The organism is Streptomyces bugieae (assembly GCF_036352915.1).
Classification (GTDB): Bacteria; Actinomycetota; Actinomycetes; order Streptomycetales; family Streptomycetaceae; genus Streptomyces; species Streptomyces endophytica.
The window spans coordinates 12,889-39,058 of record NZ_JAZBJP010000019.1 but is presented as its reverse complement, the minus strand read 5'-3'; the positions used below and the strand labels follow the sequence as shown (position 1 = coordinate 39,058).

General features: G+C 72.5%; 20 protein-coding genes and 1 riboswitch. Of the genes, 14 read left to right on the top strand and 6 right to left on the bottom strand.

What is annotated here, in order from left to right; genetic code table 11:
• Window positions 1-115: 115 nt before the first annotated feature.
• Both V2J85_RS25325 and V2J85_RS25320 read left to right on the top strand, forming a co-directional pair.
• Window positions 116-1,285: a citrate synthase/methylcitrate synthase gene (locus V2J85_RS25325; RefSeq protein WP_261955284.1), complete on the top strand. Its 1,170-nt coding sequence runs from the start codon at window positions 116-118 to the stop codon at window positions 1,283-1,285.
• Window positions 1,286-1,927: 642 nt separating this feature from the next.
• The gene (locus V2J85_RS25320) at window positions 1,928-3,199 is read left to right on the top strand and encodes a CobW family GTP-binding protein (protein WP_330822858.1); all 1,272 of its coding nucleotides are present in this window, start codon (window positions 1,928-1,930) and stop codon (window positions 3,197-3,199) included.
• A gap of 137 nt (window positions 3,200-3,336) precedes the next feature.
• Here V2J85_RS25320 and V2J85_RS25315 read toward each other — a convergent pair whose 3' ends face one another.
• On the bottom strand, window positions 3,337-5,784 hold the full coding sequence (locus V2J85_RS25315) for a DNA gyrase/topoisomerase IV subunit A (RefSeq protein WP_261955283.1): 2,448 nt from the start codon (window positions 5,782-5,784) through the stop codon (window positions 3,337-3,339).
• A 346-nt stretch (window positions 5,785-6,130) separates the two neighbouring features.
• Between V2J85_RS25315 and V2J85_RS25310 the strand changes: the two genes are divergently transcribed.
• The 4 genes from V2J85_RS25310 (at window position 6,131) to V2J85_RS25295 (ending at window position 10,998) form a co-directional block, all read left to right on the top strand.
• A complete protein-coding gene (locus V2J85_RS25310; RefSeq protein WP_261957399.1) occupies window positions 6,131-7,468 on the top strand; it encodes a M16 family metallopeptidase in 1,338 nt (445 codons plus the stop codon).
• A gap of 35 nt (window positions 7,469-7,503) precedes the next feature.
• On the top strand, window positions 7,504-8,886 hold the full coding sequence (locus V2J85_RS25305; RefSeq protein WP_330822856.1) for a M16 family metallopeptidase: 1,383 nt from the start codon (window positions 7,504-7,506) through the stop codon (window positions 8,884-8,886).
• 275 nt (window positions 8,887-9,161) lie between these two features.
• A riboswitch (cyclic di-AMP (ydaO/yuaA leader) is annotated at window positions 9,162-9,315 on the top strand.
• A 12-nt stretch (window positions 9,316-9,327) separates the two neighbouring features.
• Entirely contained in the window at window positions 9,328-10,128 is an 801-nt protein-coding gene (locus tag V2J85_RS25300) for a M23 family metallopeptidase (RefSeq protein ID WP_261955282.1), read from the top strand.
• 180 nt (window positions 10,129-10,308) lie between these two features.
• On the top strand, window positions 10,309-10,998 hold the full coding sequence (locus V2J85_RS25295; protein ID WP_261955281.1) for a GntR family transcriptional regulator: 690 nt from the start codon (window positions 10,309-10,311) through the stop codon (window positions 10,996-10,998).
• A 329-nt stretch (window positions 10,999-11,327) separates the two neighbouring features.
• Here the strand turns inward: V2J85_RS25295 and V2J85_RS25290 are convergent, their stop codons facing one another.
• The gene (locus tag V2J85_RS25290; protein ID WP_033267424.1) at window positions 11,328-11,609 is read right to left on the bottom strand and encodes an HPr family phosphocarrier protein; all 282 of its coding nucleotides are present in this window, start codon (window positions 11,607-11,609) and stop codon (window positions 11,328-11,330) included.
• Between the two features lie 133 nt (window positions 11,610-11,742).
• On the opposite strand from V2J85_RS25290, the gene V2J85_RS25285 reads away from it, so the two are divergent.
• The 5 genes from V2J85_RS25285 (at window position 11,743) to V2J85_RS25265 (ending at window position 18,250) form a co-directional block, all read left to right on the top strand.
• Window positions 11,743-14,790: a bifunctional acetate--CoA ligase family protein/GNAT family N-acetyltransferase gene (locus tag V2J85_RS25285; RefSeq protein WP_330822805.1), complete on the top strand. Its 3,048-nt coding sequence runs from the start codon at window positions 11,743-11,745 to the stop codon at window positions 14,788-14,790.
• A 70-nt stretch (window positions 14,791-14,860) separates the two neighbouring features.
• Complete coding sequence (locus tag V2J85_RS25280) at window positions 14,861-15,454, top strand: DUF5998 family protein (RefSeq protein ID WP_030417303.1); 594 nt, start codon at window positions 14,861-14,863, stop codon at window positions 15,452-15,454.
• Entirely contained in the window at window positions 15,454-16,644 is a 1,191-nt protein-coding gene (locus V2J85_RS25275) for an alkaline phosphatase family protein (RefSeq protein WP_261955279.1), read from the top strand. The genes V2J85_RS25280 and V2J85_RS25275 overlap by 1 nt, the downstream gene beginning before the upstream one ends.
• Before the next feature lie 121 nt (window positions 16,645-16,765).
• Window positions 16,766-17,434, top strand: coding sequence for a thymidine kinase (locus V2J85_RS25270; RefSeq protein WP_261955278.1), 669 nt, complete (start codon window positions 16,766-16,768; stop codon window positions 17,432-17,434).
• 36 nt (window positions 17,435-17,470) lie between these two features.
• A complete protein-coding gene (locus V2J85_RS25265) occupies window positions 17,471-18,250 on the top strand; it encodes a glucose 1-dehydrogenase (RefSeq protein WP_261955277.1) in 780 nt (259 codons plus the stop codon).
• On the opposite strand, the gene V2J85_RS25260 is transcribed toward V2J85_RS25265, so the two are convergent.
• The gene (locus tag V2J85_RS25260; RefSeq protein ID WP_419836832.1) at window positions 18,240-19,238 is read right to left on the bottom strand and encodes a ScbA/BarX family gamma-butyrolactone biosynthesis protein; all 999 of its coding nucleotides are present in this window, start codon (window positions 19,236-19,238) and stop codon (window positions 18,240-18,242) included. The two genes, V2J85_RS25265 and V2J85_RS25260, sit on opposite strands and share 11 nt — an antisense overlap.
• Before the next feature lie 108 nt (window positions 19,239-19,346).
• On the opposite strand from V2J85_RS25260, the gene V2J85_RS25255 reads away from it, so the two are divergent.
• Window positions 19,347-19,991 carry a ScbR family autoregulator-binding transcription factor gene (locus tag V2J85_RS25255; protein ID WP_261955275.1) on the top strand — a complete coding sequence of 215 codons (645 nt, stop codon included), beginning with the start codon at window positions 19,347-19,349 and terminating at the stop codon, window positions 19,989-19,991.
• A 48-nt stretch (window positions 19,992-20,039) separates the two neighbouring features.
• Here V2J85_RS25255 and V2J85_RS25250 read toward each other — a convergent pair whose 3' ends face one another.
• On the bottom strand, window positions 20,040-20,828 hold the full coding sequence (locus tag V2J85_RS25250; RefSeq protein ID WP_261955274.1) for a VOC family protein: 789 nt from the start codon (window positions 20,826-20,828) through the stop codon (window positions 20,040-20,042).
• 246 nt (window positions 20,829-21,074) lie between these two features.
• Here V2J85_RS25250 and V2J85_RS25245 point away from each other — a divergent pair, with 246 nt between their 5' ends.
• Window positions 21,075-21,914: a sulfurtransferase gene (locus V2J85_RS25245; RefSeq protein ID WP_330822801.1), complete on the top strand. Its 840-nt coding sequence runs from the start codon at window positions 21,075-21,077 to the stop codon at window positions 21,912-21,914.
• A 96-nt stretch (window positions 21,915-22,010) separates the two neighbouring features.
• Here V2J85_RS25245 and sepH read toward each other — a convergent pair whose 3' ends face one another.
• Window positions 22,011-23,069, bottom strand: a complete 1,059-nt coding sequence (sepH, locus tag V2J85_RS25240; RefSeq protein WP_261955272.1) for a septation protein SepH — start codon at window positions 23,067-23,069, stop codon at window positions 22,011-22,013.
• A gap of 496 nt (window positions 23,070-23,565) precedes the next feature.
• Here sepH and V2J85_RS25235 point away from each other — a divergent pair, with 496 nt between their 5' ends.
• The gene (locus tag V2J85_RS25235) at window positions 23,566-24,678 is read left to right on the top strand and encodes a hypothetical protein (RefSeq protein ID WP_330822799.1); all 1,113 of its coding nucleotides are present in this window, start codon (window positions 23,566-23,568) and stop codon (window positions 24,676-24,678) included.
• Between the two features lie 30 nt (window positions 24,679-24,708).
• Here the strand turns inward: V2J85_RS25235 and V2J85_RS25230 are convergent, their stop codons facing one another.
• Window positions 24,709-26,052: a D-arabinono-1,4-lactone oxidase gene (locus V2J85_RS25230; protein ID WP_330822798.1), complete on the bottom strand. Its 1,344-nt coding sequence runs from the start codon at window positions 26,050-26,052 to the stop codon at window positions 24,709-24,711.
• Window positions 26,053-26,170: the final 118 nt, after the last annotated feature.

Here is a 26,170-nt window from a genome sequence, read left to right as displayed (position 1 = left end):
TGTCCAGGACCCTCCTGCATTGACCCATATATTGATGCAATCAATATTGACGAGTGTTGAGTCAAGCATAGATAGTCGAATCAATATTGGGGGAGGAAGAACGAGGAGAGCTGTCATGCCGATCGCCGAGGCGAACGCACCCATCGAGGCACCCCGCGGGCTCGCGGGCGTCATCGTCACCGAGACCCAACTCGGAGACGTCCGGGGGCGCGAGGGCTTTTACCACTACCGCCAGTACTCCGCCGTCGAGCTGGCCCGGACCCGCACGTTCGAGGACGTCTGGTACCTGATGTTCCACGGCGCGCTGCCCGACGCGGTCCAGCTGGCGGCCTTCAAGGCCGAGACCGCCGCGCTGCGCCCGCTGCCCGCGGCGGTACGCGACGCACTGCCCGCCCTGGCCCGGGCCGGAGCGCTCGCGGGTCCGCTCGCCGGGCTGCGCACCGCGCTGTCGCTGCTCGGCGCGAGCGCCGGATTCCGGCCGCTGTACGACATCGACGCCGACCGCCGGCGGGCCGACGCGCTCGCCACCGTCGCTGCCGTACCAACCCTGCTGACCGCACTGCACCGGCTCGCGCAGGGACAGCAGCCCGTGGAGCCGCGGCCGGATCTGGGGCACGCCGCCAACTACCTCTACATGCTCACCGGCGAGGAACCGGATCCGCGCCGGGTCCGGGCGATAGAGGCCTATCTGATCTCCACGATCGACCACGGCTTCAACGCCTCGACGTTCACCGCCCGCGTCATCACCTCCACCGGTGCCGACCTCGCGGCCTGCCTCGTCGGAGCCGTCGGCGCGCTCTCCGGGCCGCTGCACGGCGGAGCGCCCAGCCGGGCACTGGACACGCTCGACGCGATCGGCACGCCGGACCGGATCGATTCCTGGATCCGCGAACGGGTCCTGCGCGGCGAGCGGATCATGGGGTTCGGGCATCCCGTCTACCGCACCGAGGACCCGCGCTCACGGATGCTGCGGGGGATCGCCCAGGAATTCGGCGGCCCGCTGGTGGAGTTCGCCGTCCAGGTGGAGGCGCGCGCCGAGGCGCTCCTCGCCGAGCTCAAGCCGGGCCGCGAGCTGCACATCAACGTGGAGTTCTACGCGGGCGTCGTGATGGAGCTGTGCGGGCTGCCGCGTGAGATGTTCACGCCCACCTTCTGCGCGGCCAGGGTCGTCGGCTGGAGCGCCAACATTCTGGAACAGGCGGAGGATTCGAAGATCATCCGGCCGGCGGCCCGGTACGTCGGCCCGCCCCCGCCACAGCCGCTGCCGGAGGTGGTGCCCGGCTAGCCGGCACACCCGCACCACGGGGTCCCAGCCGGCGGCACGAGACCGGCGCCGAAGGCATGGAACGAGACCGGCGCCGAAGGCCTGGCACGGGGCCGCCGGCACCGGACCCCGCACGGCGCCTCGGCATCGGATCCCGGCACTGCGCACAGGCACCGGATGCAGGCACCGGATGCAGGCACCGCGCATAGGTGCCGGGCGGCAGTACGTGCCTCGGCACTCCTGCCTCGACACCAGGCCGCGGTGCCGGGCATGGCTCCGGAGGAGGCGCCGGCCTGGCACGGGACCAGGCTCCGAATCAGGCGCCGGCCTGGCACGGGACCAGGATCTGAACCAGGCGCCGGCCTGGCAGGGGACCCGTCTCCCGCCTGGCGCTCGGCCAGGCTCCCGCCCGGCGCCCGAACAGGCCCTGGCCGGGCCCCTGGCCGGGCGCCTGACCAGGGGCCCTGACCGGCCCTGCCCCGGCGCCGGCCGGTCGGCCCCGCCCCTTGGCCCCGCCCCTTGGTCCCGCCCCTTGGTCCCGTCCCCGCCCCGTACCGGACGAGGCGCTCGGCCCGAGCGGCGTGCAGTCGGTGGTCCGTTACGATCGACAGCTCGTCCGCCGCCGGGCCGTGCGGCCCGCCACCCGCACCATGGAGGCGCCTTCTGGCCACGCAACAGATCCCGGTCGTCGTGCTCGCGGGGTTCCTCGGTTCGGGCAAGACGACCCTGCTCAACCACCTGCTCCGGGCCGGCGACGGGACCCGTATCGGCGCGATCGTCAATGACTTCGGCAGCATCGAGATCGACGCCATGACCGTTGCCGGGCAGGTGGACTCGATGGTCTCGCTCGGCAACGGCTGTCTGTGCTGCGCGGTCGACACCAGCGAACTGGACACGTATCTGGAGCGGCTGGCCCGTCCCTCCGCCCGTATCGACGTCATCGTCATCGAGGCGAGCGGGCTGGCCGAGCCGCAGGAACTCATCCGGATGATCCTCGCCAGCGACAACGACCGGATCGTCTACGGCGGGCTGATCGAGGTCGTGGACGCCGCCGAGTTCGAGTCCACCCGGGCCCGCCATCCCGAGCTGGCCCGGCACGTCGGCATCGCCGACATCGTGGTGCTCAACAAGGCCGACCGGATCGACGACGCGGCGCGCCGGGCGCTCCGGGACACCCTGGCGGAGCTGGCGCCGGGCCGGCCGGTGATCTGTACGGCGTACGGCCGGATCGACCCCGAGCTGTTCTTCGACCGCGGGCCGGGGGAGGACCACGACGCGGCCGTGCGTCAGTTGTCCTTCGAGGATCTGCTGCGTGAGGCCGCGGCCCATGGCGAGCACCACCGAGCCCACCGCGACGAGCACCCCCAAAACCACCGCGAGAACGATTACCGCGACTCCAAGGAACCCAACGGCCACCCGGGTCCCAACGACCCGAACGACCACCCTGGCCCGAACGACCACCACAGCCACCACGACCCCAACGACCGCTCCGTGAACGGCCGTTGCGGCCACGACGACTGTGGTGCGCACAGTGACCAGGACCACGCGGGGCACCTTCACGCCGCCTACGAGAGCGTGGAGTTCAGCTCGGCGGAGTCGATGCACCCGCGCCGGCTCATGGACTTCCTCGACAGTCGGCCGGTCGGGCTCTACCGCATCAAGGGCTTCGTCCACTTCGACGTCCCCGAGAACCGGCAGAAGTTCACCGTGCACGCCGTCGGCGACTTCCTGCGCTTCTACCCCGAGCCCTGGCCGAGGGGCGAGGAACGGAGCACCCAGCTCGTCCTCATCGGCAGCGGCATCGATGCCCCGGCGCTCCGCAAGGAGCTGGACAACTGCCGGGAGACCGGGCCGCCGGAGGCGGATGTGAACAGCATGTGGGGCGTGCTGCGGTACGTGGCCTCCCACGACGGAGACGAGTCGGGGGACGAGTAGGCAAGTAGACGGGCAGGGGAGATGCGTAACGCCGTCGGGCCGGTTCCGCACCGGCCCGACGGCGTTCATTTTCGGAGAAGGCGAGGCTCGCTCAGAGGCCCGCTCACAGAGGCAGACGCTCGCTCACCGAGGCCCGCTCACACCGGTCCCGCCAGCGCGGCCACCGGCTTCGTCAGGGCCACTCCCGAGCCGTCCCGGCGCGGGTCCGGCTCCGGCAGCGGTACCGGCGAGCCCTTGGCGTCCGCCGCCCGCACCGGCGCCGTGCCGGCCCACGCCTGGATCAGGCAGTCCTCGCCCTTCAGGAACCGCTGGCAGCGCACGCCACCGGTCGCCCGGCCCTTGCGCGGGTACTGGTCGAACGGGGTGATCTTGGCCGTGGCGACCGAGTCGTCCAGGGTGCCGTGCGAACCGGCGACGGTGAAGACCATGGCGTCGGCCGCCGGATCGACCGCCGAGAACGAGATCACCTTCGCGCCCTCGCCCAGCTTGACCCCGGCCATACCGCCCGCGGGCCGGCCCTGCGGCCGTACCTGCGACGCCGGATAGCGCAGCAGCTGCGCCTCGCTGGTGATGAAGACCAGGTCCTCCTCACCGGTGCGCAGCTCGGCCGCGCCCACGATGCGGTCGCCCTCCTTGAGGGTGATGACCTCCAACTCCTCCTTGTGGGCGGGGTAGTCGGGCACCACCCGCTTGACCACGCCCTGTTCCGTACCGAGCGCGAGGCCCGGCGAGGACTCGTCCAGGGTGGTGAGACAGACCAGCTCCTCGCCGTCCTGGAGCGTCAGGAACTCCGCGAGCGGTGCGCCGCCCGCGAGGCTCGGCGCCGCCGCGGTCTCCGGGAGCTGCGGCAGATCGATCACCGGGAGCCGGAGCAGCCGGCCCAGGGACGTCACCACGCCCACCTCGCCGCGGGTGGTCGCCGGCACCGCCGAGACGATCACGTCGTGCTTGACCCGCTTGGCGTCGACGTCGAACGGCACCTCGCCGGTGACCGTACGCGCCAGCAGGCCCGTCGAGGACAGCAGCACCCGGCACGGGTCGTCGGCGACCTCCAGCGGCACCGCGCCGACCGTGGTGCCCGCCGACTCCAGCAGGACCGTGCGCCGGTCCGTGCCGTACTTCTTGGCGACCGCGGCCAACTCGCCGGAGACCAGCTTGCGCAGCTCGGCGTCCGACTCCAGGATCCGGGTCAGCTTCTCGATCTCGTCCTGCAGCCGGTCCCGCTCCGACTCCAGCTCGATCCGGTCGAACTTGGTCAGCCGGCGCAGCGGGGTGTCGAGGATGTACTGGGTCTGGACGTCGCTCAGCGAGAAGCGCTCGATGAGCCGCTCCTTGGCCTGCGCGCTGTTCTCGCTGGAGCGGATCAGGCGGATCACCTCGTCGATGTCCACCAGGGCCGTCAGCAGGCCCTCGACCAGGTGCAGCCGGTCGCGGCGCTTGCTGCGGCGGAACTCGCTGCGGCGGCGCACCACGTCGAAGCGGTGGTCGACGTAGACCTCCAGCAGCTCCTTCAGGCCCAGCGTCAGCGGCTGGCCGTCCACCAGCGCGACGTTGTTGATGCCGAAGGACTCCTCCATCGGCGTCAGCTTGTAGAGCTGCTCCAGGACGGCTTCGGGGTTGAAACCGTTCTTGACCTCGATCACCAGGCGCAGGCCGTGCTCGCGGTCGGTGAGGTCCTTGACGTCCGCGATGCCCTGGAGCTTCTTCGAGCCGACCAGGTCCTTGATCTTGGAGATGACCTTTTCCGGGCCGACCGTGAAGGGGAGTTCGGTGACGACCAGGCCCTTGCGGCGCGCGGTGACGTTCTCCACCGTGACCGTGGCACGGATCTTGAACGTGCCGCGGCCCTTCTCGTAGGCGTCGCGGATGCCGCCGAGGCCCACGATCCGGCCGCCGGTCGGCAGGTCCGGGCCCGGGACGAAGCGCATCAGGGTGTCGAGGTCGGCGTTCGGGTGCTTGATCAGGTGGCGGGCCGCGGCGATGACCTCGCCGAGGTTGTGCGGCGGCATGTTCGTCGCCATACCGACGGCGATGCCGGAGGTGCCGTTGACGAGGAGGTTCGGATACGCGGCGGGGAGGGCGACCGGCTCCCGCTCCTGGCCGTCGTAGTTCGGCGAGAAGTCGACGGTGTCCTCGTCGATCGACTCGGTCATCAGGGACGTCGCGGACGCCATCCGGCATTCCGTGTACCGCATCGCGGCCGGCGGGTCGTCGTTGCCGAGCGAACCGAAGTTGCCGTGGCCGTCGACCAGCGGCAGCCGCATCGAGAACGGCTGCGCCATGCGGACCAGCGCGTCGTAGATGGACGCGTCGCCGTGCGGGTGGAGCTTACCCATCACCTCGCCGACGACCCGGGCGCACTTCACATAGCCGCGGTCGGGGCGCAGGCCCATCTCGTTCATCTGGTAGAGGATGCGGCGGTGCACGGGCTTGAGGCCGTCGCGGGCGTCCGGCAGGGCGCGCGAGTAGATGACCGAATACGCGTACTCGAGGAAGGAACCCTGCATCTCGTCGACGACGTCGATGTCGAGGATCCTCTCCTCGAAGTCGTCCGGCGGCGGGGTCTTCGTGCTGCGGCGGGCCATCGCGGCTGCGGCTCCTTCTGCTGCGTCTACTGCCGAGGTCGGGGACGGCGCCGGAGCGTCGTCGGTCAATCAGCCGGGTCGATCAGCTGGGGGATCAACCGGCGAGTATCTCTGAGTCTGACGCGGACCATTGTGGACCGCCCCACTGACAACGCCGACCGCGACTCCCCCTTCCGCCCCTGCGGCGGCCCGTGGGCGGCCCCCACGACGGCTTGCGGGCGGCCCCACGACGGCCCGGCGCGGGCCCTCGTTCGGGGGCGGCCCTGCGGGAACTTCGCCAGATGCCGACGCGGTTGCATACAGTGACAGAACTTCCTCGCAAGCGATCGAAGGGACGTACATGCCCATGGGTCACACGGCCACAGAACAAGCCGGCTCCGGCGGCCTGACAGCGACCGAGCACCGGCTGGCCAACGGCCTGCGCGTGGTGCTCTCCGAAGACCACCTGACCCCGGTCGCAGCGGTCTGCCTGTGGTACGACGTCGGCTCCCGCCACGAGGTCAAGGGCCGTACGGGCCTGGCTCACCTCTTCGAGCACCTGATGTTCCAGGGTTCCGCGCAGGTGAAGGGGAACGGCCACTTCGAGCTGGTGCAGGGCGCCGGCGGTTCGCTCAACGGCACCACGAGCTTCGAGCGCACCAACTACTTCGAGACCATGCCCGCCCACGAGCTGGAGCTCGCGCTCTGGCTGGAGGCGGACCGCATGGGCTCGCTGCTGACCGCACTCGACGAGGAATCCCTGGAGAACCAGCGCGACGTCGTCAAGAACGAGCGCCGCCAGCGTTACGACAACGTCCCTTACGGCACGGCCTTCGAGAAGCTGACGGCCATGGCGTACCCGGAGGGTCATCCGTACCACCACACCCCCATCGGGTCGATGGCCGATCTGGACGCCGCCTCCCTGGAGGACGCCCGGGCGTTCTTCCGTACGTACTACGCGCCCAACAACGCCGTCCTGTCGGTCGTCGGCGACATCGACCCCGCCCGGACGCTCGCCTGGATCGAGAAGTACTTCGGCTCGATCCCCTCCCACGACGGCAAGCAGCCGCCCCGGGACGGCACGCTGCCCGATGTGGTCGGCACCGAGCTGCGCGAGGTCGTCGAGGAGGAGGTGCCCTCCCGTGCCCTGATGGCGGCCTACCGCCTGCCGCACGACGGCACCCGTGAGGCGGACGCCGCCGACCTCGCCCTGACCGTCCTGGGCGGCGGCGAGTCCTCCCGCCTGTACAACCGGCTGGTGCGTCGCGACCGCAGCGCCGTGGCCGCCGGTTTCGGCCTGCTGCGGCTGGCCGGTGCGCCCTCCCTGGGCTGGCTGGACGTGAAGACGTCCGCCGGGGTGGAGGTGCCCGCCATCGAGCGCGCGGTCGACGACGAGCTGGCGCGGTTCGCCGCCGAGGGGCCCACCCCGGAGGAGATGGAACGGGCGCAGGCCCAGCTGGAGCGCGAATGGCTGGACCGTCTGGCGACGGTCAGCGGCCGCGCCGACGAACTGTGCCGGTTCGCCGTCCTGTTCGGTGACCCGCAGCTCGCGCTGACCGCCGTGCAGCGGGTCCTGGACATCACCCCCGAGGAGGTGCAGGCGGTCGCCAAGGCCCGGTTGCGCCCCGACAACCGTGCGGTGCTCGTCTACGAGCCCACCGAGCCGGCCGGCAACGCCGCCGAGGAAGGGGAGACGGAGCAGTGAGCGACGACACCCGCCAGGATTCCGCAGGGAGCACCATGCAGTTCCACCCGCAGCCCCAGAGCGGCGCGCCCAAGCCGTGGGCCTTCCCGGCCCCCGAGCGCAGCCAACTGCCCAACGGCCTCACGCTCCTGACCAGCCACCGCCCCGGCCAGCAGGTCGTCGCGGTCGAGATCAACCTCGTCGCCCCGCTGGACGCCGAGCCCGAGGGCCTGGACGGCGTCGCCACGATCATGGCGCGCGCCCTGTCCGAGGGCACCGACAAATACGACGCGGAGGGCTTCGCCGCCGAGCTGGAGCGTTGCGGCGCCACCCTGGACGCGCACGCCGACCACCCCGGCGTACGCGTCTCCCTGGAGGTCCCGGCGTCCCGGCTGACCCGTGCGCTCGGCCTGCTCGCCGATGCGCTGCGCGCCCCCGCGTTCCCGGAGAGCGAGATCGAGCGGCTGGTCCGCAACCGCCTCGACGAGATCCCGCACGAGCTCGCCAACCCGGCCCGGCGTGCGGCTATGGCGCTCTCCAAGGAGCTGTTCCCGGCCACCGCGCGGATCTCCCGCCCCCGTCAGGGCACCGAGGAGACCGTCGCGCGGATCGACGCCGCGGCCGTGCGCGCCTTCTACGACGCCCACGTCCGGCCCGCCACGGCCACCGCCGTGATCGTCGGTGACTTCACCGGCGTCGACCTGGCCGCGGCGCTCGCCGACACCCTCGGCGCCTGGAGCGGTTCGACCGCCGAGCCGGTCAAGGCCACCCCGATCGCCGCCGACGACACCGGCCGCGTGGTGATCGTGGACCGCCCCGGCGCCGTCCAGACCCAGCTGCTCATCGGCCGGATCGGCGCCGACCGGCACGACCGCGTGTGGCCGGCCCAGGTGCTCGGCACGTACTGCCTGGGCGGCACCCTCACCTCCCGTCTGGACCGCGTCCTGCGCGAGGAGAAGGGCTACACCTACGGCGTGCGCGCCTTCGGCCAGGTACTGCGCTCCACGGCCCCCACGTCCCCCGAGGGCACCACCGGCGCGGCGCTGCTCGCCATCAGCGGCTCGGTGGACACCGCCTCCACCGGGCCCGCGCTGGAGGACCTCTGGAAGGTGCTGCGGACCCTCGCGGCAGAGGGGCTGACGGACGAGGAGCGGGACGTCGCGGTGCAGAACCTCGTCGGGGTGGCGCCGCTCAAGTACGAGACCGCGGCGGCCGTCGCGGGCACCCTCGCCGACCAGGTGGAGCAGCAGCTCCCGGACGACTTCCAGGCGCAGTTGTACCTCCGGCTCGCGGAGACCGGCACGGTCGAGGCGACCGCCGCCGCCGTCAACGCCTTCCCGGTGGACCGCCTGGTGACCGTCCTGGTGGGCGACGCCGCGCAGATCACCGAGCCCGTCAAGGCGCTGGGCATCGGAGAGGTGAAGGTCGTCAGCGGCTGATCCGCCCAGGGCGCATGACGACGCGTCACGACCGGTCGGCTCCCGCGGTGTTCGCGCACCGCGGGAGCCGTCGTATGTCCGCCGCTCGTCGGCCGGAGTCCGTACCTGTCCGCCCGAGTCCGTCGGTTGTCCGTCGTATGTCCGGTTTGTAAGGGCTCGTTGGGTCGGAACTTGTGGGATCCCGCACAAAATCGTGGTTCCGTTTGGCTCCGCGAAGTGGCCCCGATTAGCGTCGGTCCGGCTGTTCGTCACAACTCCGCCACAACAGTGGCACCGGACAGTCATCGCCGAGTCCCCGTACGGCGCGAGCCAGGGGAGCCGGGGACCCACGTCCCTGGGGTGAATCGGGCCCCTCTCCGGAGGAGCCCGTAGGAGACCTTCCTGCTCCGAACCCGTCAGCTAACCCGGTAGGCGAGAGGGAAGGAAAGGACAAGCCAGCACATGGCGTTCACCCGTGCCACCGGGAAGCACCGCCGGGCCAGCCGCAGCGCCCGGACGACCCGCAAGCTCGCCGGCATAGCCACCCTCGCGACCTCCGGCGTCGTCGGCACCCTGGCCTCGCCGGCGCTGGCCGCCACCGACGCGGCGCGCACGCAGGACACCGGCCTCACCCAGGCCGTCGTGCTCGGTGACGAACTCGCCCACCGCCTGGAGGTCCAGGCCGACGCCCAGCAGGCCGCCGCCGAGACCGCCGCCGTGCAGGCGAAGGCCGAGGCCGAGGCCAAGAAGCGCGCGGCGGAGGCCGAGCGGCACGCCGAGGCGGCCAGGAAGAAGGCCAAGGCCGAGCGCGAGGCCAAGGAGCGGGCCGCCCGGGACGCCGAGCGCAAGCGTCTGAACGCCTTCGTCGCCCCCGTCGCCGACTCCTACGTCTCCACCGGCTACAAGGCGTCCAGCAGCCTGTGGTCCTCCGGAAGCCACACCGGCATCGACTTCCACGCCGCCACCGGGACCTCCGTCCACGCGGTCGGCGCGGGCACCGTCGTCGAGGCCGGCTGGGGCGGCTCGTACGGCAACAACATCGTGATCAAGATGCACGACGGCACGTACACCCAGTACGGCCACCTGTCGTCGATCGGCGTCTCGGTCGGCCAGACCGTCACCCCCGGCCAGCAGATCGGCCTCTCCGGGGCCACCGGCAACGTCACCGGCCCGCATCTGCACTTCGAGGCCCGCACCAGCCCGGACTACGGCTCCGACATCGACCCGATCGCGTATCTGCGGTCGCACGGCGTCAACGTCTGAGCCGGCGTCCGGCCGCCCCGCCCGCACCCCCGGCGCACGCCTCCGCATCCCCGCGCCCGCTGGCCAAAAAATATCGCCGAATACGCGGAGTCCGTCGGAAAAACCGTGCCGGTCGAATAGAGTCTCGGAAAAGCCGCCGACCGGCGGCGTTTTCCGGGGATTACGGCGGAGGCACGATCGATGCGAGGCCATATTTCCGCGCATGCGGTGTGCACGGCGATTCGCGAGGACATCATCTCCGGTGCACTGGCGCCGGGGAGCCGGCTGATCGAGGAGATCCTGGCGGCGCGCTACGGCGTCTCCAGAGTGCCGGTCCGCGAAGCGCTGCGCACCCTGCAGTCGGAGGGCTTCGTCACCACCCGCCACCACGCGGGCGCCTGCGTCGCCGAGCCCACCGAGCAGGAGGCCGCCGACCTGCTCGACATCCGTGCCCTGCTGGAGCCGCTGGGTGCGGCCCGCGCGGCCGCCCGGCGCACCCCCGCCCATCTGAAGGTGCTGCGCGGTCTGGTACGGCTCGGCCGCGAGCGGGCCCGCCACGGCAACCCCGCCGACCTGCGCCAACTCGACGGCTGGTTCCACGAGACGCTGGCCCAGGCGGCCGGCAGTCCCAGCCTGACCGCACTGCTGACCCAGCTGCGCCGCAAGATCGAGTGGATGTATGCGGTGGAGCCGCCGCCGCGGGCCGGTGAGGCGTGGGACGACCACGGCGCGGTGCTGGACGCGGTGGCCCGGGGCGACGCGGAACGGGCCCGCGCCCTGATGGCGGCGCACATCGAGCGGTCGCTCCCGGTGTACCGGCTGCGGCGCCCCGCCACGCCCGACGTGAGCGACACGAAACGGCCCGTCAACACGGCGCGCGCCCGTTCTTAACAATCGGGCCGTATACAAAGGGGTGCGGAATTTCCGGGGCGCGATTGCGTCGCATCCGGATTTGAATTCGGATATCGGCGCGTTTTCGTATGCCGTTGCGCGCGTGCGTTCCGGTACGCACATTCCGCGGCACGCTTTCCCGTACCTGCCTCCCGGCATAGTGGTCCCAGGCCGCGAAAATTCCGCGGCAGCGGGTGTGACATGTGCGTGGGGGAGGGGGAGGCCATTCCCCCGGAACGGTATTTCTCCGGCACGCGAAACGGCCCCGCCGCGGCACCTTTTCAGGTCACCGTGGCGGGGCCGCCGTGCGAAGGGGCGTCCCGGGGGACTCAGACGGTCTCGGGCAGCTCTTCGAGACCCTCGGCGACGAGCTTGGCCAGACGGTCGAGCGCTACCTCGGCGCCCTCGGCGTCCGAGGCCAGCACGATCTCCTCGCCGCCCTGGGCGCCCAGGCCCAGGACCGCGAGCATGGAGGCCGCGTTGACCGGGTTGCCATCGGCCTTGGCGATCGTCATCGGGACGCCCGAGGCGGTGGCCGCCCGGACGAAGATCGACGCGGGGCGGGCGTGCAGGCCCTCGGCCCAACCGACATTCACGCGGCGCTCAGCCATGGTGTTGCCCTTCAAAGTCGTGACTGTTGTCTAGACCATTCTCTCACGCTGCCGGGAGTGCTCCCAGCCTCCCCCTGACCCCGAGATTACGCGCGCCGGGCCGGTTGTCGGTGGCCGGTCGTACGCTGTCCGCATGCAGAAGCCGCCGGACCACGCATACCCGACCCACTGGGAAGCCGACGTGGTGCTGCGCGACGGCGGCACGGCGCGGATCCGCCCCATCACCCCCGACGACGCCGAGCGGCTGGTCTCCTTCTACGAACAGGTCTCGGACGAGTCCAAGTACTACCGCTTCTTCGCGCCCTACCCGCGCCTGTCCGACCGCGATGTGCACCGCTTCACCCACCACGACTACGTCGACCGGGTCGGGCTCGCGGCCACGGTGGGCGGCGAGTTCATCGCCACCGTCCGCTACGACCGGATCAACGACCAGGGGCTGCCCGCCAAGAGCCCCGAGGACGACCAGGCCGAGGTCGCCTTCCTGGTGCAGGACGCCCATCAGGGGCGCGGAGTGGCCTCCGCCCTTCTGGAGCACGTCGCGGCCGTCGCCCGCGAGCGCGGCATCCGGCGGTTCGCCGCCGAGGTGCTGCCCGCCAACACCAAGATGATCAAGGTGTTCACGGACGCCGGGTACACCCAGAAGCGCACCTTCGAAGACGGCGTGGTGCGGCTGGAGTTCGACCTCGAACCGACCGAGCAGTCCATGGCCGTGATGCGCAGCCGCGAGCAGCGCGCCGAGGCCCGCTCCGTCCAGCGGCTGCTCGCCCCCGGCTCGGTCGCCGTCATCGGCACCGGCCGCGCCCCCGGCGGCATCGGCCGCACGGCCCTGCGCCACATCCTCGACGCCGGCTTCACCGGCCGGCTGCACGCCGTCAACCACGCCTTCCCCGACGACCTGCGGCGGCTCGACCCCGAAGGCGTACCGGCGGTCCGCGCGCTCCGGGAGATCCCCGACCCGGTCGACCTCGCGGTCGTCGCCGTCCCCGCGGAGCGCGTCCCCGAGGTGATCCGCGACTGCGGCGAACACGGCGTCCAGGGCGTGCTGATCCTCTCCTCCGGTTACGCCGAGGCGGGCCCCGAGGGCAGGGAGCGCCAGCGCGCCGTGCTCCACCAGGCCCGCTCGTACGGCATGCGGATCATCGGGCCGAACGCCTTCGGCCTGATCAACACCGCCGCCGACGTCCGGCTGAACGCCTCCCTCGCCCCGCAGATGCCCGGCGCCGGCCACATCGGACTGTTCACCCAGTCCGGCGCCATCGGCATCGCCCTGCTCAGCGGACTGCACGCCCGCGGCCCCGGGGACGGCGGGATCGCCGGCATCTCCGCCTTCGTCTCGGCCGGCAACCGCGCCGACGTCTCCGGCAACGACCTCCTCCAGTACTGGTACGAGGACCCGGACACCGACGTCGTGATCCTCTATCTGGAGTCGATCGGCAACCCCCGCAAGTTCGCCCGGCTGGCCCGCCGCACCGCCGCCGTCAAACCGGTCGTGGTCGCCCGGGGCGCCCGGCACAACGGCACCGCCCCGCCCGGCCACGCCGTGCCCACCGTCCGCGTCCCCGACAGCACGGTCGCCGCCCTGATGCGCCAGGCCGGCGTGATCCGCGTCGACACCGTCACCGAGCTGATCGACGCCGGGCTGCTGCTGGCCTCCCAGCCGCTGCCGACCGGCCCGCGCATCGCCATCCTCGGCAACTCCGAGTCCCTGGCCCTGCTCGCCTACGACGCCTGTCTGACCGAGCGCCTCCGGCCGCTGCGCCCCCGGGTGCTGCCCTCCGCCGCGACACCGGACGACTTCCGCGCCGCGCTCGACGAGACGCTCTCCGGCGACGGCTGCGACGCGGTGATCGTCACGGCCATCCCCTGGGTGGGGGAGGAGGACGGCGCCTCCCCGGGCGTGAGCGAGGGCGCCGCGCTCGCCGCGGCCCTGCGCACGGCCGCAGCGGCCCACCCGGAGAAGCCGGTCACGGTCGTCCACCTCGCCATGGACGCCCTGGCCGAGACCCTCGCCGCCCCGCCGCCCAGCCCCAGCCCCGGCCCCGACTCCCCGGCGGCGGATCGGCCCGCCCCGCCGGCCCCCGCCGCACCCGACCCGCCGGCCACGGCCGCCCCCACCTCACCGACGACGGCAGCCCCCGCCCCGCCACCCCGACCCCCGTCCCCGCCACCCCGACCCCCGTACCCGCCGCCCCGTCCACCGTTCCCGCCGGGCCCGCCCCCGGGAGCCCGCGCCGCGGCGCAGACACCCCCGCTCCGCGCCGCCGAGGCCGCCGCCCCGCCCCGCCGCCGCGCCGCCCCGCTGCGCATCCCCGCCTACCCCGCGGCCGAGCGGGCCGTACGGGCGCTCGCCGAGGCCGTCCGCTACGCCGCCTGGCGCCGGGAGGCGGCCGACCCCGGCCGGGTGCCCGAGTACGACGACATCCAGGAGGCCGCGGCCGGTGCCGACATCGAGCGGCTCCTCGACCGGCTCAGCGCCGACGTCCCCGACGGCCGCTCGGTGCGGGTGCCGGACGACGACGCCGCGGCCCTGCTCGCCCGCTACGGCATCCACACCCGCCCCGTGCTGCCCGCCCCCGACGCCGACGCCGCCGTGCGCGCCGCCGCCCGCCTCGGCTACCCGGTGGCCCTCAAGACCACCGCGCCCCACCTCCGGCACCGCGCCGACCTCGGCGGAGTCCGGCTGGACATCGCCGGCGAGTCCGAACTCCGCCGCGTCTACGCCGAATTGACCGATTTCCTCGGCTCGCCCGAAGAACTCCGGCCGGTCGTCCAGTCCATGGTGCCGCGCGGTGTCGACACGGTCATCCGCGCCGCCATCGACCCGGCCGCCGGCGCCGTGCTCTCCTTCGGTCTGGCCGGCGCCCCCTCCCAGCTGCTCGGCGACGTCGCCCACCGTCTCATCCCCGCCACCGACCGTGAGGTCGCCGAGCAGATCCGCTCGATCCGCGCGGCCCCGCTGCTCTTCGGCTGGCGCGGCTCCCAGCCGGTGGACACCGCCGCCCTCGCCGAGCTGCTGCTCCGGGTCTCCCGGCTCGTCGACGACCACCCCGAGGTGGTGGGGGTGGACCTCGAACCGGTCGTCGTCGCCCCGCGCGGTCTGTCCGTCCTGGACGCCGCCGTCCGCCTGGCCCGGCCGCCCGCCACCACCGACCTGGGCCCCCGCCGCCTGCCCGCCTACTGAGCCGCCCGGACCGCACGGACCCCGCCCCACGGGGGCTGTGGTGCCCGCCGAGCCCCGTAGGATGGACCCCATGGCTAAGACCGGTACGACGACCCAGGGGCTGCGCGCGGCGATCGAGCGCAGTGGCTATTACCCGACGCTCGTGGCCGAGGCGGTGCAGGCCGCGGTCGGTGGTGAGCCGGTGGTGTCGTACCTCGTCCACCAGGAGACGACCTTCGACGCCAACGAGGTCCGCCGCCACGTCACCGTCCTCGTCCTGACCGGCACCCGCTTCATCGTCAGCCACACCGACGAGCAGGCCGCCGACGCCACCTCCCCGTCGCCGTACGCCACCACCTCCACCGAGTCCGTCAAGCTCGGCCGGATCTCCTCCGTGGTGCTCAGCCGCGTGGTCGCCAACCCGGAGTCGTACACCCCCGGCCAGCTGCCCCGCGAGGTCGTCCTGACCATCGGGTGGGGCGCGGTGGCCCGGCTGGACCTGGAGCCCGCCGCCTGCGGCGACCCCAACTGCGAGGCGGACCACGGCTACACCGGCTCCTCCACCGCCGACGACCTCTCGCTGCGGGTCAGCGAGGCCGGCGACGGCCCCGACTCGGTGCGCGAGACGCTCGCCTTCGCCCAGGCGCTCTCCGAGGCCACCGCGGCCACCACCACCCCCCGCTGATGGTCGACATCGCCCCCGCCTGGCCGGAACCCGAACCGCTCGACCCGCTGGGCGCCCCGGTCCCGCAGTACGGCACCGGCTCGCTCGCCGATCTGCTGCCCACCCTCGCCGCCGGCCTCGGCATGACCGAGCTCGCCACCGGCATGGACCTCGCGCCCGCCGACCGGGCCTGTGTCTTCCTGATCGACGGCCTCGGCTGGGACCTGCTCCGCGCGCACCCGGAGGAGGCACCGTTCCTCACCTCCCTCCTGGGGACGTCGTTCAACGGCAGCGGCCGTCCGCTCACCGCCGGCTTCCCCTCGACCACCGCGACCTCGCTCGCCTCGGTGGGCACGGGCCTGCCGCCCGGCGTCCACGGCCTGCCCGGCTACACCTGCCAGGACCCGGCCACCGGTGAGCTGATGAACCAGCTGCGCTGGTACCCGTGGACCGACCCGTACGCCTGGCAGCCGTACCCGACGGTCTTCCAGCTCGCGGACGCCGCGGGCATCCACACCTGCCAGGTCTCCGCGCCGGACTTCCAGCACACCCCGCTCACCAAGATCGCGCTCAGCGGCGGCTCCTTCCACGGCCGGCTCTCCGGCGAGGAGCGGATGGACCTGGCCGCCGAGCAGCTGGGCGCCGCCGACCGCTCGCTGGTCTACACGTACTACTCCGAGGTCGACGGCAAGGGGCACCGCTACGGCGTCAACTCCGACGCCTGGCGCGGGCAGTTGATGTACGTCGACCGGCTGGCCCAGCGACTGGCCGAGCAACTGCCGCCGCGCAGCGCGCTCTACATCACCGCCGACCACGGCATGATCGACATCCCGTTCGGCCCGGAGTCCCGGATCGACTTCGACGAGGACTGGGAACTCCGCGCCGGTGTCCGCCTGTTGGGCGGCGAGGGCCGGGCCCGGCACGTCTACGCCCATCCGGGCGCGGCCGCCGATGTGCTCGCCGTCTGGCGCGAGGTGGTCGGCGACCAGATGTGGGTCGCCAGTCGCGAAGAGGCCATCGCCGCCGGGTGGTTCGGGCCGTACGTCGACGACCGGGTGCGCGACCGGATCGGCGACGTGGTCGCGGCCGCGCACGCCGACATGGTGATCATCGCGACCGAACGGGAGCCCCGGGAGTCGGAGATGGTCGGGATGCACGGGTCGATGACCTCCATGGAGCAGCTGGTGCCGCTCCTGGAAGTCCGCACCTGACCACAGCCCGCCCGCGACCCCGCCCGTCACTTCCCCATGCCCTCCGCCTGTTGGCCCCGCGCGGGCCGTGCCCTCCCTTGGGCGGGCGACGACTCCGACCCGAAAGGCCCTCCTCCGACCCATGTCCGAATTGGTATTTTTCTCCGGAACGATGGATTGCGGGAAGAGCACCCTGGCGCTGCAGATCGGGCACAACCGCGCCGCTCGGGGCCTGGAGGGGGTCATCTTCACCCGTGACGACCGGGCCGGCGAGGGCCGGCTCTCCTCGCGGCTGGGCCTGGTCACCGACGCCGTCGAGGTCGAAGAGGGCATGGACCTGTACGCCTACCTCGTCGCGCACCTCTCCCGTGGCGGCCGGGCGGACTACGTGATCGTGGACGAGGCCCAGTTCCTCGCCCCCGGCCAGATCGACCAGCTGGCCCGCGTCGTCGACGACCTCGACCTGGACGTCTTCGCGTTCGGCATCACCACCGACTTCCGCACCCGGCTGTTCCCCGGCTCCCAGCGCCTGATCGAACTCGCCGACCGTATCGAGGCGTTGCAGGTCGAGGCGCTGTGCTGGTGCGGCGCCCGGGCCACGCACAACGCCCGTACGGTGGACGGCGCGATGGTCGTCGAGGGCGCCCAGGTCGTGGTCGGCGACGTCCGCCAGACGACCGCGGAAGTGGGCTACGAGGTGCTCTGCCGCCGCCACCACCTGCGCCGGATGACCAGCGCCACGGCCCGTGCGGGCGCGCTCTCCCCGGACGTCCTGCCGGTCGCCCCGACGCCGCAGGACGCGACGGGCTGACCCCTCGCCCGGGGCGGCCCCTGCCAGACTCGTCCCATGAACAGCGATCTTCTCTCGGGCAAACTTCTCTCCGGCAAAATCGTCCTGGTCACGGGGGCGAGCAGTGGGATCGGCGCCGCGGCGGCGCGGGTGTTCTCCGACGAGGGGGCGACGGTCGTCCTGGTCGCCCGCCGCGAGGAACGGCTCGCCGAACTGGCGGGCGCCCTGCGGGCCGAGGGCGCCGAGGCCGCGTATGTCGCCGCCGACGTGTCCGTGGCCGAGGACGCCGCCCGGGCGGTGGACTTCGCCGTCAGGACGTACGGGCGGCTGGACGCGGCCTTCAACAACGCCGGCATCGGCGGCGACCGCACCCCGCTCCACCTGATGTCCGACGACGTGTACGACGCCATCATGGACACCAATGTGCGCGGCGTCTGGAACTGCCTGCGCCACGAGATAGCCGCGATGCTTCCGCAGGGCGCCGGCACCATCGTCAACAACAGCAGCGTGGCCGGTCTGATCGCGATCCCGGCCGCCGCCCCCTACATCGCCTCCAAGCACGCCGTGGTGGGGCTCACCCGGGCCGCGGCGGACGAGTACGCCCGCCAGGGCATCAGGGTGAACGCGGTGGCGCCCGGCACCACCCGCAGCGAGATCACCACCGACTGGTTCGCCCGCAACCCCGGCCTGGAGGAGATGGCCAACTCCGCGACGCCGCAAGGCCGTACCGCCGCTCCGGAGGAGATCGCGGCGGCCGCGGCATGGCTGCTCAGCGACCGCTGCCCGTTCCTGACCGGGACCGTGCTGCCGGTGGACGGCGGATTGGTCAACCAGTGAGCCGTCCCGCCCCCGAGCCCTGGCAGGCCGCACCGCTCAGCCCCGCGCGGAAGACGGTCCGACCGCCCTGGGTGCCGGTGACGAGGACGGTGAGGCGGCCTGAGGGGGTGGCGGGGCGTAACTCCGTTTCGAGCCAGCAGGGTTCGTCGAACTCGACGTAGCGCTCGTAGTTGCTGGTGACGGTTGCCGGGGCGAAGCGGGCCGGTGCGACCGTGGCGTGGGCGGCCTGATAGGCGGCTTCGAGGAGGGCGAGGCCGGGGACGTGGTCGACGGGGTGGTCGAACAGCCAGGTGTTGCCGGGGTCGTTGCGCAGCTGCCAGCGCTGCGGGCGGTCTCCGGCGGCGAGCACCACGTCCGCCTCGTCGACCCGCCCCACCAGCTCCGGGGCGACCGGTGCGGGAAGTGGCCAGGCACCCCAGTCGACGCCCAGGTGCTCGCCGCGCAGCCGCCGGTACACCGCCGGTGAGGACCAGGCGAACTCCGACTCGGCCTGTGCGACGGTGACCTCGCCCTGGTGGATCCGGACGACCATGCCGAGAGCGCTGGCACAACGGCCGCTGCGCCGGGTCTGTGCGACGGTGACCTCGACGTCGAGCACCGTGGACCGGCCCTCCGGGAGGCGGAAATCCGGATTGGCCGTGAAGTTCAGGTCGTGCAGCAACATGTGGTGGGAGAGCGGTACGCCGTATTCCGCGTGGGCGATCACCAGCCCGCTCTGCCGGAAGGTCTGGGCCAGCACTCTCGGATCGCACCGCCCGTCACCCTGGGCGGCAGGCCACCGGGCGGTGAGCGAGAATGCGCCGGGTCCGCGACGGTTCCAGCCAGTGATGAACACCCGGTCCGTGTGGTGGAGATGGGCGTACTCGTGAGGCACTACCGTCGGATCAACGGCGTCCACCCTGTCCTGAGCACCGAAAACGCGGAGCACGGGGCCGGGAGACCCGCGGTCTTGGGGCAACTCCCATATACGGGCGGCGGCTTCGGGCATGCGGTCCCCCTAGAAGTGACACGCGTGAAGGAAGTGACGCGCTGTAAAATACCGGGTCCGCGGTCTTTTTCAATGCAGTGGAAATCACGTGGTCACGGGAGACGCGAGTTGGCAAAACAGGAACGGGCGATCCGCACACGCAAGGCCTGCCTGGTGGCCGCCGCGGAGATCTTCAACGAATACGGCTACGAAGCCGCCACCATCGCCGCCATCATCGACCGGGCCAAGCTCACCCGTGGTGCGCTGTACTTCCACTTCACCTCCAAGGAGGAGCTCGCCCGCGGTGTGCTCGACGAGGCGGTGACCTCGGAGGGCCTGGTGCCGCAGGTTCTGAAGCTCCAGGAATGGGTGGACATCTCGCTCCTGCTGGCCTACCGCCTGCCCCGGGAGCCCCTGTTGAGTGCCTCGATACGCCTGTCCGTCGACTCCAAGGCGCGCAGTCTCTTCGGTACCCGCTGGCCCGACTGGATCGTGCTGGGCCGTGAGCTGCTCATCGAGGCCCAGCGGCGGGGCGAACTGCTGCCGCACGTCGATCCGACCGATACGGCACGGCTGTTCGTCGGTGCCTGGACCGGTGTGCAGCTCGTCGCGGAGGCCGTGCCGCACGGCCCCGACCTCTCCGCCGAGATCTCCCGGCTCCTGGAGCTCTTCCTGCCCAACGTCGCCGTTCCCGGGGTGCTGGCGCGGCTGGACACCTCGCCGTTCCGTGCCGAGCGACTCTTCGAGGCGAGGAGTGCGCAGCCGGTCTCCTGATTCGGGACGACTGCAAAAAGACCACGCGGTACTTTTTTCGCTGCCCGCTCAGCGCTGCTGAACGATCGTAAAGACCGCGCCCTCGCTGTCGGCGACCGTGGCCGCCCGGCCGTGGGCGGACTCATGGGCCGGCTGCAGTACGTGGCCGCCCAGTTCGGTGACGCGGCGGGCCGCGGCGTCCGTGTCGGGGACCGCGAAGTACGTCATCCAATGGGGGCCGCGGTCGCGGAGCGGTGCGTTGCCCACGCCGTGGATGCCGGCCACCGGATGGCCCTTGAGGCGCAGCGTCAGATAGTCGGAGCCGGAGTCGGTGCCGTCGGCGGGAGCCGGCTCGGCCTCGAAACCGAAGACGTGCTCGTAGAACGGGCTGACGGCGCCGGTCTCCTGGGTGACCAGCTCGTTCCACACCGGGGTGCCGGGCTCGCCGGTGACCGCGGTGCCCATCATGGTCCGGCCCTGCCAGATCCCGAAGATCGCCCCCTGCGGGTCGGAGGCGATCGCCATCCGGCCCGCGTCATGGTCCGCGTCCAGCGGGCCGACGCCCACCGTCCCGCCGCAGCAACGGACCTGTTCGGCGGTCACATCGGCGTCGTCGCTGGCGAGGTAGGTGGTCCAGGCGACCGGCAGATGACGGTCGGGCGCCAGCTCACCGACCCCGGCGACCTCCCGACCGTCGAGGAAGGCCCGCGCGTACGGACCGAAGTGCTGCGGCCCCGGACGGAACTCCCAGCCGAACAGCGCGCCGTAGAACTCCTGGGTCGCGGTAAGACTGTGGGCCAGGAGGCTCACCCAGCAGGGCGCGCCGGGCATCCGCCGAGTCGCTGCCTCGGTCGTCATCGTCACTCTCCTCGGAGGATCGGGGGCTGACCATGGGGGTACGGGCGCGGGTCCCGAGCAGATGCTCGCACCCTGTGTCCTGGTGTGCGCCCCGGCCGCGCCGTCCACGGCGCGTTCGCAAAGGAGAATGCCCGTTTTGATGTTTCGAGTCCGTTTCGGAGCCGTTACTGCAGAGCGTAACTCCGTCATACGGAGGGTGCGCACCCGCCTTCTGTACGTAGTCGCCGCTACGCAAGGATGAGTCCCATGAATGTCATCATCACCGCTACCGAACTCGCGAGCGAGCTGGCGCAGTCCGCTCCTCCGGTGGTCCTGGACGTCCGCTACCAGCTCGGGGGCCCGCCCGGCCGCCCCGAGTACGAGGCCGGCCATGTGCCCGGCGCGGTCTACGTCGACCTCGACGCCGAGCTGGCCGCGCCGCCCGGCCCGGCCGGCCGGCACCCGCTCCCCGATCTCGGCGTCTTCGCCAAGGCGATGCAGGCCGCCGGGGTCCGCGCGGACCACCCGGTGGTCGTCTACGACGGCGGACAGGGCTGGGCGGCCGCCCGCGCCTGGTGGCTGCTGCGCTGGAGCGGCCACCAGGACGTACGGGTGCTGGACGGCGGGCTGGCCGCCTGGCGGGCCGCGGGCGGCGAGCTGAGCACCGCCCAACCGGCTCCCGAACCGGGCGACTTCACGCCGGTGCCGGGCGCGCTGCCGCTGCTGACCGCGGACGAGGCGGCCGCCCTGGCCCGCCGCGGCGTCCTGCTGGACGCCCGGGCCGGCGAGCGCTACCGGGGCGAGGTGGAGCCGCTCGACCGGGTCGCCGGCCACATCCCCGGTGCGGTGTCCGCGCCGACGACCGAGAACGTCGCCGAGGGCGGCACGGTCTTCCGGGACCGCGCCGAGCTGGCCGAGCGGTTCGCGGCGCTGGGCGCCACCCCGGACGCCGAGGTCGGCGTCTACTGCGGCTCCGGGGTCTCCGCGGCCCACCAGGTGCTGGCGCTGGCGCACGCGGGCATCCCCGCGGCCCTGTACGTCGGTTCCTGGAGCGAATGGTCCGCCGACCCGGCCCGGCCGGTGGCCACCGGCCCGCAGCCCGGCTGAGCCCCGCCACGGGCCCTGCACGGCCCCGTACGCGGCCGTCCGCCCGGCCCCTGAGTGGGACCGGGCGGACGGACGGGGTCACGAGGCGGGAGGCCGCTACTCCGGCTTCTTCCGCCGGGTGCCGAAGACGATCTCGTCCCAGCTGGGCACCGCGGCCCGGCGGCCGGGCCGGACGCCGTCCGCCTCGGCCTGCCGGTCCGTCGTCCCGGTCAGCCGGTCGCGGTGGCCGGCCACTGCCCGCGGCATCAGCACATCGGCGTACGCGGAACCCGCCCCCGCGCTCGCCGCCGGGGCCGGCGGCTCCTCGACCTCGGCCTCGGACTCCTCGTCGGCCTGCGGCGCCTTGGCGCTCTCCGGTACGACCATGTCGCCGCGGAAGCTCGGCACCGCCTCCAGCAGGCTGGTCAGCGAATCCCGCTCCCGCTCGCCGGTGGCCTCCTCCGCGCCCCGGGCGTCGTCCTCGCCGCCGGCCTGCGCACCGCGCTCACCGCGCTCGGAGTGCCGGTCCAGCGTGCGGTCCAGCGGCCGGTCGCGCGGCAGCCGGGCGATCCGCGGCACGAACGGGAAGCTCGGCTCGGGTGTGTCGTCGGCCTCGCCGATCAGTGCCCGGGCCTCGTCGTCCACGGCCTGGACGAGCCGGCGCGGCGGGTCGTAGGTCCAGCTCGCCGAGTGCGGTTCGGTGGCGACCCGGTAGACCAGCAGCACCTCCCAGGTGCCGTCGTCCCGGCGCCAGGAGTCCCACTGGACGCTGTCCTTGTCGGCGCCGCGCAGCAGCAGCCGCTCCGCGACCGCCTCGCCGAGCTGCGGGCCGGTGTTCTCGCCGGGCCGGCGCACCGGCGTCTTGCGGGCCCGCTCGGCCATGAAGGCGCGCTCGGCCAGCACCGGGCCCTCGAAGCGGCGCACCCGGTCGACGGGGATGCCGGCCAGCTGCGCGACCTCTTCGGCGGAGGCACCGGCTCTTATCCGGGCCTGGATGTCCCGCGGCCGCAGGTGGCTCTCGACCTCGATCTCGATCTGGCCCAGCCGCGCGCGGTCGTTGCGGACGGCGGCGCGCAGCCGCTCGTCGATCGGAAGCGTGTACTCGGTGCTGTCCGCAGCTTTGAGCACCAGCCGTGTGCCGTCGTTGGAGACGGCCACGACACGCAGTTCGGGCATGGGGACCTCCCGGGTGGTGCCTGCCGACGTCACGTGCGTCGCTGCTTCCGCTAGTCGAGTGTGGCCTGCCCGGGTGCAGCCTGCCACAACATTGCCGAGTTGCCCGGCGTGTCGAGGCTTGGCCCTCAAACGCCGTTATGACACGGTTACCAGTTCGCAACGCTCAGTGACCATGCCGCTTGCCCTGTCGCCGATCACCCGTGCCGAGCGGCGGCGCCCCGGGGTGAGTGCCGTCATCTGGCCCCTCCCATGGGTTCCGGGCAGCCGGACGGGAACCGGGGCCAGGGTTCGTCACAGTACTCCATTCGGACCACCGAGGTGGACCGCCGCGCCGCCGAACTTGTGGGGGAACAGCGGGGGTCGGTCACCTTGTCGATCTCTCGACCTGACGCACGGGTGGCGAGTTTCACATATTCCCCAGATTCGGAACCTTTGACTCCGCCAATTGGTCACTTCTCCGTGCAAGATGGATCGAAGGGGCTATCAAAGGTTGGAGATGGACGAAGAAACCGAAACAGGCACGAAGAAGAAGGAGAAGCGGATAGACCTGAGCGTCGCTCAGGTGTCCGGCAGTGCACTCGCCGCGGCCGTCGCCGCGTATCTCGCCGGTCAACTCGGTGTGTACGGAACCATCATCGGTGCGGGTCTGGTCAGTGTCGTGGCCACGACCGGCGGGTCGATATTCCAGCACCTCTTCCGGCGTACCGGCGAGCAGATCAAGGAGGCTTCGGTCAGCACCCGGCCGAGGCCGCGCCGCTCCTCCTCCCGCACTCGATCCACCACCCGGCAGACAGGGCGGCCCGACCCCACGATGGTGCTGCCCACCTTCGACAAGCAGGGCACGGAGGACCACGTCACCTCCGTCGCCGCCAAGACCTCCGGGCCCGACACGGCCCGTACGCAGGTGATCCCCCGGGCCGTGCAGGCCCTCCGGCGCGATCCCGCGAACGCCCACCCGATCGACCGGACTCAAATGGTGCCGCGCCTCGACGTCCCCACCATGACACCGGTGCAGGCGCCCGCCCGCCCGGATGCCGTCCTGCCCCCGGCCGGGTCGCGCGTCGGCCGGCCCGAGGAGGTCAGCGCCACCACGTACGGCACGCGGTTGCGCGGCTGGAAGCGGCCGGCGCTCGGCGCGCTCGCGGTGTTCGCCCTCGCCATGGGCGGGGTGACCGCCACCGAGCTGCTGACCGGGCAGACCCCGAGCGGCCAGCAGGGCACCACGCTCGGCAACCTCACCCGGACCGGGAGCGCCGGCCGGCACCAGCCCGTCACCCCGCAGTCGCCCGGCCTGGGCGGCACCCCGGGGGACGGCGGTCGGCACGGCAACGGCGGTGCCACTCCGGATCCGGGCAGGTCCGGCGACACCGGCAACGGCCGGGGCACCGATCACGGCACGCCGTCGCCGAGCCCCAGCCCGTCCGACGGCGGCAAGACCTCGCCGGACCCGGAGGGCTCGCCCTCCACGAACCCGTCCACGAACCCGTCCCCGAGCGGGTCGGCGGACAGCGGCGGCACCGGCAGCGGCGACGCGACCGGCGGGCACCAGGGGGGTCAGCAGAGCGGGCCGGAGCCCGAGGCCGAGGCGCCCGAACCGGGAGCCTCCTGAACCGGCCGCGCCCCGCGTCGGGTGCCCGGGTCAGTCCCCGAGCACCCGGCGCAGGTACGCGTTGCCGAACCGGCGGTCCGGGTCCAGCCGGTCCCGGACCGCGGTGAACTCGCCGAACCGCGGATAGGCGGCGGCGAGGTACGCCGCGTCGCGGGTGTGCAGCTTGCCCCAGTGCGGGCGGCCCCCGTGCGCGGTCATGATCCGCTCGGCGGCCGCGAAGTACGCCTCGTGGGGCGTGCCGCGGTACATGTGCACGGCGACGTAGACGGTGTCCCGGCCGGAGGCGGTGGACAGCGGGAGGTCGTCGGCCGGCGCGGTGCGCACCTCCACCGGGAAGCTGATCTTGAAGTCCGAGCGCTCCACCAGCGCCTTCAGCTCGCCCAGCGCCGCGACCGCGGCCGCCCGGGGCAGTGCGTACTCCATCTCCACGAACCGCACCCGCCGCGGTGAGGTGAACACCTTGTAGGGGATGTCGGTGTACGTACGGGCCGACAGGGCCCGGCTGGACATCCTGGCGATGCCCGGTATGGCGGCCGGCAGCGCGCGCCCGACGGCGCAGGCGACCTGGAAGACGCCGTTGGACAGCAGCTCGTCCTCGACCCAGCCGCTGATCCGGCCGGGCGGGGCCGCGGGACCCTGGCTGCGGTTGTTGCGCTTGGTGTTGCAGTTGCCGGTGTGCGGGAACCAGTAGAACTCGAAGTGCTCGTTCTCGGCGACCAGTTCGTCGAACCGGCCGGTCACCTCGTCGAACGGCATCGGCTCCTCACGGGCGGTCAGCAGGAACTCCGGCTCCACGGCGAAGGTGAGCTCGCTGATCACGCCGAGCGCGCCCAGGCCCAGCCGGGCCGCGGCGAAGACGTCCGGGTTCTCCTCGGCGGAACAGGTCAGCACCGAGCCGTCGGCGGTGACCAGCTGCAGACCGGAGATCTGGGCGGCCAGCGACGCCGAGTCCCGGCCGGTGCCGTGGGTACCGGTGCTGACCGCACCGGAGACGGTCTGCTCCATGATGTCGCCCATGTTGGTCAGCGACAGCCCGTGCGCGGACAGCGTCTCGTTGAGGCGCTTGAGGGGCGTCCCGGCGGCCACCGTGACCGTGCCGGCCGCGCGGTCCACCGCGCGCACGCCGGTCAGCCGCTCGGGACGGACCAGCAGCCCGTCGGTGGCGGCCGCCGGGGTGAAGGAGTGGCCCGTACCGGCCGCCTTGACCGTCAGCCCGTCCGCGGCGGCGGCGCGGACCGCGGCCGCCAGCTCCTCGGTGCTCGCCGGGGTCACCGTCCGGGCCGGGCGGGCGGCGACGTTGCCCGCCCAGTTGCGCCACGGGGCGGCGGTGGAGCCGCGCCCTCCCGAGCCGTCGACGGCGTTGCTGACTGCCATGGTGACGTCCCCTCCCCTCACGCGGGCCGGCCGGTCGGCCGCCGTTGGTGTGAGCGCATGATGTCAGTCACCCCGGGGTCCTCCACAGGGGGAGAGCGGAATTACGCGATCAAGGAAT

Coding starts and splice junctions, on each gene's coding strand:
- V2J85_RS25275 (WP_261955279.1), top strand. CDS start 15,454: ATGGTCGACATCGCCCCCGCCTGGCCGGAACCCGAACCGCTCGACCCG.
- V2J85_RS25260 (WP_419836832.1), bottom strand. CDS start 19,238: ATGCCCGAAGCCGCCGCCCGTATATGGGAGTTGCCCCAAGACCGCGGG.
- V2J85_RS25270 (WP_261955278.1), top strand. CDS start 16,766: ATGTCCGAATTGGTATTTTTCTCCGGAACGATGGATTGCGGGAAGAGC.
- V2J85_RS25290 (WP_033267424.1), bottom strand. CDS start 11,609: ATGGCTGAGCGCCGCGTGAATGTCGGTTGGGCCGAGGGCCTGCACGCC.
- V2J85_RS25295 (WP_261955281.1), top strand. CDS start 10,309: ATGCGAGGCCATATTTCCGCGCATGCGGTGTGCACGGCGATTCGCGAG.
- V2J85_RS25305 (WP_330822856.1), top strand. CDS start 7,504: ATGCAGTTCCACCCGCAGCCCCAGAGCGGCGCGCCCAAGCCGTGGGCC.
- V2J85_RS25235 (WP_330822799.1), top strand. CDS start 23,566: ATGGACGAAGAAACCGAAACAGGCACGAAGAAGAAGGAGAAGCGGATA.
- V2J85_RS25300 (WP_261955282.1), top strand. CDS start 9,328: ATGGCGTTCACCCGTGCCACCGGGAAGCACCGCCGGGCCAGCCGCAGC.
- V2J85_RS25310 (WP_261957399.1), top strand. CDS start 6,131: ATGGGTCACACGGCCACAGAACAAGCCGGCTCCGGCGGCCTGACAGCG.
- V2J85_RS25285 (WP_330822805.1), top strand. CDS start 11,743: ATGCAGAAGCCGCCGGACCACGCATACCCGACCCACTGGGAAGCCGAC.
- V2J85_RS25325 (WP_261955284.1), top strand. CDS start 116: ATGCCGATCGCCGAGGCGAACGCACCCATCGAGGCACCCCGCGGGCTC.
- V2J85_RS25230 (WP_330822798.1), bottom strand. CDS start 26,052: ATGGCAGTCAGCAACGCCGTCGACGGCTCGGGAGGGCGCGGCTCCACC.
- V2J85_RS25280 (WP_030417303.1), top strand. CDS start 14,861: ATGGCTAAGACCGGTACGACGACCCAGGGGCTGCGCGCGGCGATCGAG.
- sepH (WP_261955272.1), bottom strand. CDS start 23,069: ATGCCCGAACTGCGTGTCGTGGCCGTCTCCAACGACGGCACACGGCTG.
- V2J85_RS25265 (WP_261955277.1), top strand. CDS start 17,471: ATGAACAGCGATCTTCTCTCGGGCAAACTTCTCTCCGGCAAAATCGTC.
- V2J85_RS25315 (WP_261955283.1), bottom strand. CDS start 5,784: ATGGCCCGCCGCAGCACGAAGACCCCGCCGCCGGACGACTTCGAGGAG.
- V2J85_RS25245 (WP_330822801.1), top strand. CDS start 21,075: ATGAATGTCATCATCACCGCTACCGAACTCGCGAGCGAGCTGGCGCAG.
- V2J85_RS25250 (WP_261955274.1), bottom strand. CDS start 20,828: ATGACGACCGAGGCAGCGACTCGGCGGATGCCCGGCGCGCCCTGCTGG.